Raw genomic sequence first — 11,542 nt, 5'->3', positions numbered from 1 at the left:
TTTTTACTTCACACGGATGTCGTCGAGCATACGTGCCTGCATACGACTATTGTTCTTGAGATCGTTGCGAATCTGCATGAGTGGCAGATAGGCATCGCCCAACAGCTCGCGGATCTGACCATCTAGGTAAGAACCCTTGCTTTCCTTGCTCATGAGCTTCTCGAACCAACCAGGCTCGGCAGGATAAGTGGCGGTGTGATACTCCTTGAGCTTAGCCAGCTCGGCTGCCTTCTTAACAGCATCGTCGAGGCTACCCAGCTTATCAACCAGCTTGATGCCAAGCGCATCGCTGGCCAACCATACACGTCCCTGAGCTATCTCGTTAACCTGCTCGGGCTTAAGACCACGACCCTCGGCTACGACATTCAGGAAGTCCTGATAACCGCGATTGATGTAGTTCTGCATCTGACGCATAATCTCCTGAGTATCCTTACCTGCTACCAACTCGGTTTCGTAACCGGCAAACTGGTGGGTCTTCACACCATCGAAGGTAACGCCTAACTTATCGGTAACCAGGCCGCTGAAATTAGGAATCAAGCCGAAGATACCAATGCTACCAGTGATAGTGGTAGGTTCAGCAAAGATATAGTTGGCGGGTGAGCTAATCCAGTAACCACCAGAGGCTGCGGCACCACCCATAGATACTACAACGGGTTTCTTGGCCTTGATGAGCTTAACGGCATGGCGGATATACTCGGAAGCCACAGCACTACCACCACCTGAGTTAACACGGAACACAACAGCCTTCACATCATCGTCGTCGGCCAGCTTGCGCAGGTCGTCGGCTACGGTCTTGCCTACAATGCAATGACCACCGCCATCGAGCATGTTCATGGCCTCGCTATCTACAATGCTACCATAGGCATAGTAAACAGCAATCTTCTCGCCATTCTCCTTCTGTGCACTCTTGACGTTGAGCATGTCGCTCAAGGTGAGCTGGTTAATCTCATCGTCCTTACCCAACTTGAGGCGGGTCTTAATCTCGGCCTTCATCTCCTCGGGGAAGAGCACCTTATCAACGAGCTTGCTCTTGATGAGCTGCTCGGCAGGTGTGAATGCCAGCAGGCTATCGTTAACCAGTTTGTCGAGCTCGTCGGCCTTTACCTTGCGGCCCTCGGCCATCTCCTTGAGCCAGTATTTCCAGATACCACCCAGGTAAGCCTGGCGCTGCTCGCGATCGTAATCGCTCATGCCAGTGAGGGTGTTGCTCTCGACATAGCTCTTATATTTTCCAACCTTGGCCACCTGGTACTTGATGCCAAGCTTATCGTACAATCCCTTATAATACTCGCTCTTACCACCCAGACCACGCAGATCGACCGAGCCCTGACCATTGAGATAGATCTTATCGGCAACGGTGGCTACATAATACGAAGCCTGCGAATAATTATTGGCATAAGCTACAATCCACTTGCCACTGGTCTTAAAGTCCTTGAGTGCATCGCGCAACTGCTGGGCTGTGGCAGGACTATCGAAACCAGCCGAACCACCCTGGATATAGATACCCTTGATATCATCGTTGTCCTTAGCCTTGCGGATGCTGGCAATGAGATCGTCGAGGCCCATAGAGCCTGTATCGCCCAAGCCTAAGAAATCGTCGAACGGTGTACCCTCTTCGGAACGCTCGTTGACAGAACCACTGAGTTTAAGCACAAACACAGAGTTTTCCTTTACCTTAGTTGCAGCCGAATCGCTGGCAACCATGCCTACCAAAGAAATAACGAAGAACAGTCCGGTAATCAGACTGAGGATAACAATACCACAGATAGTGGCCAGTGTCATTTTCAGGAATTGCTTCATAAAATGTCTTTTATTGGTTACGTAACAGTTTGCAAAGATAGCAACTTTTTTGCATACGGCCAACAAATAAACGAAAAATAACACAAAAAACCGGCTGTCATCACGACACCCGGTTCTCGAAAAACAAACTACTTAAAAACTAATCTACTAAAACAAATCAAAAAAATTATTATTTGCGGTTGCAAAATTAGCGTGTTTTTATGTAACCCGCAAAAGTTTTTGGATTAAAAACCGCATTTTTTGGCTAAAATAACTAAAAAAGAGGATGGATTGCAGAATCCATCCCCTAATTTGTTATGCTAAGTTTACAAAATTACATCATGCCACCCATGCCTGGGGCACCAGCCATTGGCATAGCGGGTTCCTTCTCGGGTTTGTCGCAAATAATGCACTCGGTTGTCAGGAACATACCGGCGATTGAAGCGGCATTCTCGAGTGCAACACGAGCCACCTTAGCAGGATCGATAACTCCTGCCTCGCGCAGATCCTCGTACTTGTCGAGACGGGCATTGTAACCGAAGTCGCCCTTACCCTCGCGAACCTTCTGAACTACTACGGCACCCTCGCCACCAGCGTTGGTAACAATCTGGCGCAGAGGCTCCTCGATAGCACGGCAGATGATGTTGATACCTGTCTGCTCGTCGGCATTGTCGCCCTTCACGTTCTTCAGAGCCTCCTGAGCGCGGATGTAGGTTGTACCACCACCAGCTACAACACCTTCCTCGATGGCAGCACGGGTAGCGCAGAGCGCATCATCAACGCGATCCTTCTTCTCCTTCATCTCAACCTCAGAGTTAGCACCTACGTAGAGTACTGCTACGCCACCAGCCAGCTTAGCCAGGCGCTCCTGCAGCTTCTCCTTGTCGTAAGATGAGGTAGTATTCTCAATCTCCTTCTTAATCTGAGCGATACGATCCTGAATGGCCTGCTTGTCGCCAGCACCGTTAACGATAGTGGTGTTATCCTTGCTTACAGTTACCTTATCGCAAGTACCCAGCATCTCGAGTGTAGCCTGCTCAAGTTTCAAGCCCTTCTCCTCGCTGATAACTACGCCACCAGTAAGTGTAGCGATATCCTCGAGCATAGCCTTACGGCGATCGCCAAAACCAGGAGCCTTAACAGCACAGATCTTCAGACCACCACGCAGACGGTTTACTACCAGTGTGGTAAGAGCCTCAGAATCAACATCCTCAGCGATTACCAACAAGGGGCGTCCGCTCTCGGCAGCTGGCTGCAGAATGGGCAGGAAATCCTTGATGTTTGAAATCTTCTTATCGTAAATCAGGATGTATGGGTTCTCCATTACGCACTCCATCTTCTCGCTATCGGTGATGAAGTAAGCTGAGAGGTAACCACGATCGAACTGCATACCCTCAACAACACCAATGTGTGTGTCGCGGCTCTTGCTCTCCTCGATAGTGATGACACCATCCTTAGATACCTTACGCATAGCCTCGGCCAGCAGCTCACCAATCTCCTTATCGTTGTTGGCAGATACGGTAGCTACCTGCTCGATCTTATCGTAGTTGTCGCCAACCTGCTCAGCGCTCTTAGCAATGTGCTCAGTAACAGCCTTAACAGCCTTGTCGATACCACGCTTCAGGTCCATGGGGTTAGCACCAGCGGTAACGTTCTTCAAGCCCTCTGATACGATAGCCTGAGCCAGGATGGTAGCTGTAGTTGTACCGTCACCAGCGTCGTCGCCAGTCTTTGAAGCTACGCTCTTAACGAGCTGAGCACCTGTGTTCTCGAACTTATCCTCAAGCTCAATCTCCTTAGCTACAGATACACCATCCTTAGTGATCTGAGGAGCACCGAACTTCTTCTCGATAACCACGTTGCGACCCTTAGGACCAAGTGTTACCTTTACTGCATTTGCCAACTGGTCCACACCCTGCTTCATAGCATCGCGGGCCTCAATATTGAATTTGATATCTTTTGCCATAATGTTTCAAAATTAAAAAATTAAATAATTAAAAAATGTAACAATTGATTTTTTACATTTTATCATTTTTACATTTTTGCATTTGCGATTATTTTTCAATAATCGCCAAGACGTCGCTCTGGCGCATCATCAGATACTTGGTTCCCTCGAACTCAAGCTCTGTGCCACTATACTTACCATAGAGTACCTCGTCGCCCTCTTTCAGAATCATAACCTCATCCTTTGTGCCCTGACCTACGGCCTTGATGGTTCCGTGGAGTGGCTTCTCTTTTGCGGTGTCGGGAATGATAATACCGCCAATCTTCTCTTCTGCAGGTGCTGGCAATACCAACACACGGTCTGCTAATGGTTTGATGTTCATAATACTACTTTATTTTTTATGTTATACTTTTTTATTTCTGCCATGATTGCTGCCAAAACCGTGCCAACTACGGGTAACGGCACGGGTAATGTGACACATTGGCAGAAAAGAACACCTATTTCTTGCGGCGAGAGCCGTCGAGGCTATTAATCTTCATGGCATAGGTGGCAATCTCGATGACACCACCATACTCGCTGACGGCATAGTAGAGGAACCAGAACACCAGCATGCCTCCACCTGACAGCAGCGTGTAAGGCCAAACCTGGGTAGGAAAGGCTGCTGTAATGGCGATACTGCCCAAACCAAAAATAACGATGAGAACGCAACCTGTGATAAACGAGTGGTGCTTGCTAAGCAAACGGCGTTTGGTTTCGGGCGTCCACCAAGTGGGAGCATTACCCTCAACAGTGGTCTGCTCAATGCTGTTCTGTGTTTTATAATAATTGCTCAGGAACATATACGACAGATACACGCCATGCAGGAAGAAGATGGCAAACGGCCACTCGCTATAGGGTCTGAGTAAAGGGATAACAATTGGCAGCCAATAGGTAATGATGCCAACGCCTAAGATACAGATGTCGCGAATGGCAATCCGGCGGGTAAGATAATTAGGGCACATCAACGGGGTGTGGCTCCAGCTGAACATAACGGCACCAACGTGAAAATACGACACGCTGAGGGCCGAGGCTGCTACCGGGTTCTGAAAACGCAACGTAAGATAGCCATGAATAAAGAAACCTATGGCAAAGTTGATATAGTTGATGGCTGTAATCTTACAACTACGATGATAGATATCGTACTTACGATACTCGTAGTTATTAAACAATAGCAAGAGTGCTAACAGAAAATTTACCAGGCATGCTGCGTAAAGTACAGTTTGATATAAAACCAAATCCATAAATTTACAGTTGAATGTATAGTTAATTGAAGAATCCCCGCCACAGATTGGCGAGGATTCGAAATCATATTTAATAATGTATTATTGCATATCGTAAACCACCTGCATGAGCTGCTTACCAAGGTCGTCGGCCTGCTCCATGGTCTGGGCCTCGCTATACACGCGGATGATAGGCTCGGTGTTAGACTTGCGCAGGTGTACCCAACGATCGGGGAAGTCGATCTTTACACCGTCGATATCGTTAACCACAGCGCTGCTGTCCTTAGCAAACATCTCCTTAACCTTAACCAGGATGGCATCAACATCTGTCTCAGGGGTCAGGTCGATGCGGTTCTTGGCAATCTGATAGTCGGGGAAGGTGGCACGAAGCTCGCTCACCTTGCAACCCTTCTGGGCCAGACTCGACAGGAACAGAGCGATACCCACGAGAGCATCACGACCGTAGTGACTCTCGGGATAGATAACTCCACCGTTACCCTCGCCACCAATCACGGCACCTACCTCTTTCATCTTGGTAGTTACATTCACCTCGCCTACAGCTGCAGCGGTGTACTGGCCACCATGCTGCTCGGTAACGTCGCGCAAAGCACGGGTTGAGCTGAGGTTAGAAACGGTATTTCCTACAGTGTGGCTCAGCACATAATCGGCTACTGATACAAGTGTGTACTCCTCGCCGAACATAGTGCCATCCTCGCAGATAAAGGCCAGACGGTCGACATCGGGATCAACTACGATACCCAGGTCGAAACCACCCTGCTTCATCTTATCCATGATACCATGCAGGTTCTTCTCCAATGGCTCGGGGTTGTGGGCAAAGTCGCCTGTGCACTCGCCATTCAGAATCTCGAAATCTACACCCAGCGCCTTAAACAGGTCGGGCAGGATAATACCACCTACAGAATTGATGGTATCTACACACACACGGAACTTGCGCTTGCTGATAGCCTCGCGATCAACCAACTTCAGTGCCAGCACTGAGTCGATATGACGCTGGTTGAAGCTATCGTCGATGGTGCAAGAACCTAACTTATCAACTTCGGCATAATCAAAATCCTCGGCCTCGGCCAGACGGAGCACCTCGGCGCCATCGGCAGCTGTAAGGAATTCGCCCTCGCTATTGAGCAGCTTCAGGGCATTCCACTGACGGGGATTATGCGATGCGGTAATGATAATACCACCATCGGCACCTGCCATACGTACAGCCAACTCGGTGGTTGGTGTAGTGGCATAACCAATATCGATGACGTCGTAGCCCATACCCATCAAGGTTCCAACTACTACGTTACGAACCATCAGGCCTGAAATACGACCATCGCGACCCACCACGATCTTCTTGCCACCAATAAACTGGGCATAAGCAGTGGTAAACTTTACTATGTCTAAAGGATTAAGCGTGTCACCTGTGCGTCCGCCGATTGTACCACGGATGCCGGAAATAGATTTGATTAATGTCATAATATGTTTATAATTCTCTTAAGATTCACGTTGGAATGTGAGCTCATAATAATAGGGCGTTACATAGCTCGAAGCTGTGGCATGGCCCTGAGAATGAGGCACAATCAAGCGCACCTTGGCACACTCATCAGTAAACGACTGAGGGCGACCCACCTTAATATACGTCAGGGGAACCAACCAGCCTGAAGGTACCGACGCACTCGAATAAGCCTTATACATTAGTCCGCTCTCAAACGATGCTGTGAAAGAGCTGCCTGAACGAGATACTGATATTATATCGGGCAACGTTGCCACTGAAATACCATTATAAGACAAACGAGGATTATTGTTACAGATAGTTGCGGTATCCTGAAGGATATCATACTCGGCGAAGCGGGCCACCAGACGAGTGCTCTCGCCATCCTGCAGCTGGGTGCCACAGCCCGAGCGAACAATCTGCATATACACACCACTCTTATCGAGCTTAACATACTGGTTGCTAAGCGTATCGGTGGTGTAGCCCTGCTGGTTAAACTGATCTTCGCTAATAACAACAATCGAGCGGTCGGAAATGAACTTTGCAATGGCATTACGTTCCTTTTCCTTCTTATCGCCGTAGGTCTCATAGTCGTTACAACTGCTGAGAACAGCGGCCATGGCTATCATGATAAACAGTATCTTCTTCATCTTATATTTACAATTGACGGTGCAAAAATACGAATATTTTCGTAAACACCAACAATATTAGGCTACTTTAACTTGTTTTCATAGGCAGAAATTGCCTTTTTGGTAATTTCTATCGCCTCATCGATGGTTCCTTCTACCTTTCCACCCGATGCATTCAGGTGTCCGCCACCATTAAAGAACTCCTCGGCCATCAGGTTGCAGGGGAAGTCATCCACAGAGCGCAGACTAACCCAAACGATGTTTTTCTCGGTATCCTCGCGCAACGAGATAGACAGTTTAAGCCCCTTAATCTGCTGGGGCATGTTTACCAAACCTTCGGTATCGCCCTTGATATAGTTGAAACGCTTCAACTCGTCGCGGGTCAACGAATAGTAGGCGGCATGATACTCGGGCATATAAACCAGCTTCTCGTACATCACATAGCCCATCAGACGGATGCGATCCTCGGAGTAGTTATGATAAACATTGCGATAGATACGGTCCTTATCGATGCGCTTGGTGAGCAGCTCGCTGATAATCTGGAAGATCTCGGGACGGGTGCTGTTGAAGGTAAAGCCACCAGTATCGGTCATCATTCCGCAATATACGGGCACAGCAAAGGCCTTATCGAGCTGGGCAAAAGCGCCCATCTGCCATACGATGCGGAACACCAATTCGCAAGTGCTCGAAGCCTCGGGCTGCGACACTACCAAGTCGGCAGGTACATCGGGGTTCAGGTGGTGATCGATGAGCACCTTCTTGGCCTTGCTGCTTACCAGGGCCTGTCCCATCTCATCGACACGACTTGGGGTATTGAAGTCGAGACAGAATACCAGGTCGGCAATCTTAAACAGCATATCGCACTTTTCGCGATGCTTATCGTAACGCACAATCTTATCAGTATTGGGCAACCACATCAGGAAGTCGGGATACTGATCGGGCACAATCACGGTAACATCCTTTCCGCGCAGGCGCATATACTCGGCCCATCCTAACGACGAGCCGATAGCATCGCCATCAGGACTCTTGTGGCAAACCACAAGTACCGTATTTGCATCAGAAATCAGCTGGTCCATCAGGGCCAGCTGATTAGTATCTAAAATGTTTATATTCATTTAGAACAATTTGTTAGGATATACACCCTCGTCGACCAGCTGCTTGATACGAGCAACAGTAGCGTCGCGATCGGCTGCATAGGTTACACCGAACCACTTGCTGGTGGTATCGAGTACCTCGACGGTAGCTGTACCCTCGTTGATGAGTTTGTTAACCATGAGGGGGATAAAGAACTCGGCCTTGAGGTTCTCGAGGTTCTTCGGATCGCTCAGGAACTCCTTGAAGTACTCCTCAGAATACTGGAAGTAATCGGGTGTAAAGCCCCACATATTCATTGATACTGGGGTGTTATCCTCGACAGCCACCCACTTGCCGTCTTCGTCCTTATAACGAACAGGCTCGCTAGCAGCACCAGCGTTTGAACCATCCTCAGCGCAACGTACAATCTCAGTGCGCTCTACTACGGTTGTGAGGTGTCCCTTTTCGTTCTTTGAACATACACCACGTGCTACAGTACCATTCTCAGAGAGGGTATTGCCTACACGGAAACCTACCATAGCATACTGGTTCTTAGCACCCTCGGGCAGATTTGCCAGATACTTACCAATAACCATGAAGGCATCGCGATTGTAGAAATCGTCGCAGTTAATTACACAGAAAGGCTCCTTGATGACGTCCTTACCCATGAGTACAGCGTGGTTGGTACCCCATGGCTTCTGACGACCTTCAGGAACGCTGAAGCCCTCGGGCAGTGCGTCGAGTGCCTGGAAACAGAGCTCGCACTTTACCTTACCCTCGTACTTAGCGAGAATCTGGGTGCGGAACTGCTCTTCGAAATCCTTACGGATAACCCATACAATTTTGCCAAAGCCAGCCTGGATGGCATCGTAAATACTATAATCCATAATGGTCTCGCCATTTGGGCCCAGACCGTCGAGCTGCTTCAAACCGCCGTAACGGCTACCCATACCAGCTGCGAGCAAAAACAAAGTCGGTTTCATTTTTTTCTTAAAATTTTTGAGTTATATCAATTTTCTGCGTGCAAAGGTACAAAATATTTTGGACTTAAGCACAAAAGAATCGAAAAAAAATGAGTTAGAACGGATAACCTACAGCAAAATGCAACGTATGGGCACCACCAAAGCTGGGCACATTAAAATAGCCCGACTTACCCGTATCGTACGGACAGTGGATGGCCAAGCCCCAGTCTAAGCGGATAACCAGGAAGCCCAGATCGTATCGCAAACCCACACCAGTGCCAAGGGCCGTGGTCTTTACCAACTGCTTGAGCGATGTGGGAAATTTGCCACCATCAACATACTCGTCGGTAAAGTCCCACACGTTACCAGCATCCAGGAACACGGCACCATTCAAATCGCCAAACAGTTTGGTGCGATACTCCAAGTTACCCACCAGCTTGGCCTCGCCATTCTGAATCAGATAGTCGAGCTGGCGACCTAACCCACGACCATCAAAGGAACCTGGACCAATGGAACGTACGCCAAAAGCACGGATGGTATTGGCACCACCCACATAGAAATACTCGCTATAAGGTGCCTCGCTACTATTACCATAGCAATAGATAACGCCACCATTGAAATGACCTATCAGCTGTGAGGTTGGTGTGAGATTCCACGTTTTTGAGAAATCGGCCTCTAAACGCAGGAACTGCGAATATGGGGTTTTGAAAAGCTCTTTATCCTTCTCGCTGAAAGAGCGCCCAAAAGCATAATCCCAAAGCGACACGAGATTACCCGACTCTTCGAGCGTTACCTCCCAACGGATGGGATGGCGCAACGACGACGGACTGGTGTACATATAGGTATAGCGCATCTTGGGTATAAAGCAATCCTCCATCGAGGCTGCCAGATAGGGATTCTCGACAATTACCGAGTCGAACTTATCGGTATGGCTGTTTACATACTGATACTTGAGCGTGAGGGGCGAGAACTCGTGACGACTATTGGCCGACGACTGCCAGCGATAGGTCCACTCGCCACTTACGATATGCATCTTATAATAATCCGGGCGACGAATCACATCGCTCGACACCTTGGCATAGGTGGTAGGTGTAGAATAGAAATGGCGGCGGATGACACGACCATTCTTATCGCGGCGCACACGATCGCTATGAATAAAAGGTGCAATGATACGTGGGAACTCTATCGACACATCGGCACCATACTGATAGCTGTTCATATCCGAGTCGGCCCCCTTCTGCCACTCGTAGGCACCATGCAGGTTCAAATCAAGCTTCTCGCCAGCATGGAAAGCATTACGACGGGTAAGACCGATTCGGGCCTGAGGACCATAACGACCACTGGTACGGCCGATGGCATTACACTCTATATAGAAATCATAGGGTTTATCGAAGGTGCAGTTCAAACGCAGGTCGAGGGTATCAGAATCGGGACGAGGCGTGAACTGGAAGTCGGTACTGCTGAACACACCTGTGGCATTGATCCTACTGGCCGACTCCATATACTTCTCGTAGCTGTACTCCTGACGTGGGCGCAGACTGAGGTTACGCAGCACCACGCGAGGCATGATGGGCGACTTTTTTCCATTAAAATGAATGGTAAGATAACGGCGCTGTACGGAGTCGGTAAGCACCTCGCGGGCCGACTTACGGAAGTTAACATCCAGCTTGCCGATATACCACTTGCGCAGGGCCACATCGGGCAGTCCGTGCGCCAGCTGGAATCGTAGCTGCGCCTTGTTATCCACAGCAAATGTATCAGCCAGGTACGAGGCATAGCTGGGACTGTAATAATAGTAGCCATTGTTACGCAGCAGTGTGCTGATACGTGTACGCTCGGCATCAAGGTTATTGATACTGAAAAGCGACTGACTCTTGATGAGACTCTCGTCGCGGGTTGAATCGATGAGTGCCTGAATGGGCGCTGGGAAGTTGACATAGCTCACTGAGTCGAGCGTAAACAGCGAGTCGAGATGGATGGTATAGCCAATCTTGCACTTCTTGGCATTCTTCTGTGGCACCAGCTCGTAAGTTACATCGCCACGGAAATAGCCGTTATTGCGCAATACTGAGCGTGCCACACTACTGCGAAGCTCGGGGTTGACCTGACTCATCAGCACAGGTGGCTTACCAAACGTCTTGGTCATCCAGCGTGCAAAGCCCGAGTCCTTACCCGCGTACTTATTATATACCCACAGATGCCACGACCAAGGCACGGTGTAATAGCTACTGCCAAACAGCGATCCGTTGGGCTCGGTAGCCAGGGCGGCCTCGAGCTCAACCTTGGTATTCTCCAAGTGGGTGTCGTAAGCCTCTACATCGTAATCCTTCGCATCTTCGTAGGCTATCTTGGTAAGTCCCGTAAAGAGCTGCTCGCCTTCAGGGATATTCTTTGTCATTGAG

9 protein-coding genes are annotated in these 11,542 nt (G+C 49.1%); all 9 read right to left on the bottom strand.

Annotation, left to right across the window (positions count from 1 at the left end):
• Positions 1-3: 3 nt before the first annotated feature.
• The gene (sppA, locus tag BLU97_RS13760; RefSeq protein ID WP_074762053.1) at positions 4-1,800 is read right to left on the bottom strand and encodes a signal peptide peptidase SppA; all 1,797 of its coding nucleotides are present in this window, start codon (positions 1,798-1,800) and stop codon (positions 4-6) included.
• Positions 1,801-2,113: 313 nt separating this feature from the next.
• Complete coding sequence (gene groL / locus BLU97_RS13755) at positions 2,114-3,745, bottom strand: chaperonin GroEL (protein ID WP_013065434.1); 1,632 nt, start codon at positions 3,743-3,745, stop codon at positions 2,114-2,116.
• An 88-nt stretch (positions 3,746-3,833) separates the two neighbouring features.
• Complete coding sequence (locus BLU97_RS13750) at positions 3,834-4,106, bottom strand: co-chaperone GroES (protein ID WP_074762052.1); 273 nt, start codon at positions 4,104-4,106, stop codon at positions 3,834-3,836.
• 115 nt (positions 4,107-4,221) lie between these two features.
• A complete protein-coding gene (locus tag BLU97_RS13745; protein ID WP_139209042.1) occupies positions 4,222-5,004 on the bottom strand; it encodes a hypothetical protein in 783 nt (260 codons plus the stop codon).
• Between the two features lie 81 nt (positions 5,005-5,085).
• A complete protein-coding gene (gene glmM / locus BLU97_RS13740) occupies positions 5,086-6,459 on the bottom strand; it encodes a phosphoglucosamine mutase (protein ID WP_074762050.1) in 1,374 nt (457 codons plus the stop codon).
• 18 nt (positions 6,460-6,477) lie between these two features.
• Positions 6,478-7,125 (bottom strand): DUF4827 domain-containing protein, encoded by a 648-nt coding sequence (locus tag BLU97_RS13735; RefSeq protein ID WP_074762049.1) that lies wholly within the window; start codon positions 7,123-7,125, stop codon positions 6,478-6,480.
• 62 nt (positions 7,126-7,187) lie between these two features.
• Entirely contained in the window at positions 7,188-8,219 is a 1,032-nt protein-coding gene (locus BLU97_RS13730) for a DHH family phosphoesterase (protein ID WP_074762048.1), read from the bottom strand.
• The gene (locus BLU97_RS13725) at positions 8,220-9,161 is read right to left on the bottom strand and encodes a nucleotidyltransferase (RefSeq protein ID WP_074762047.1); all 942 of its coding nucleotides are present in this window, start codon (positions 9,159-9,161) and stop codon (positions 8,220-8,222) included. It abuts the gene before it with no gap.
• A gap of 94 nt (positions 9,162-9,255) precedes the next feature.
• Positions 9,256-11,538, bottom strand: coding sequence for a BamA/TamA family outer membrane protein (locus tag BLU97_RS13720; protein ID WP_254771730.1), 2,283 nt, complete (start codon positions 11,536-11,538; stop codon positions 9,256-9,258).
• Positions 11,539-11,542: the final 4 nt, after the last annotated feature.

It is taken from the genome of Xylanibacter ruminicola (assembly GCF_900107775.1).
In the GTDB taxonomy this organism is placed as follows: Bacteria; Bacteroidota; Bacteroidia; order Bacteroidales; family Bacteroidaceae; genus Prevotella; species Prevotella ruminicola_C.
This window is presented reverse-complemented; position numbering and strand designations above follow the sequence as displayed.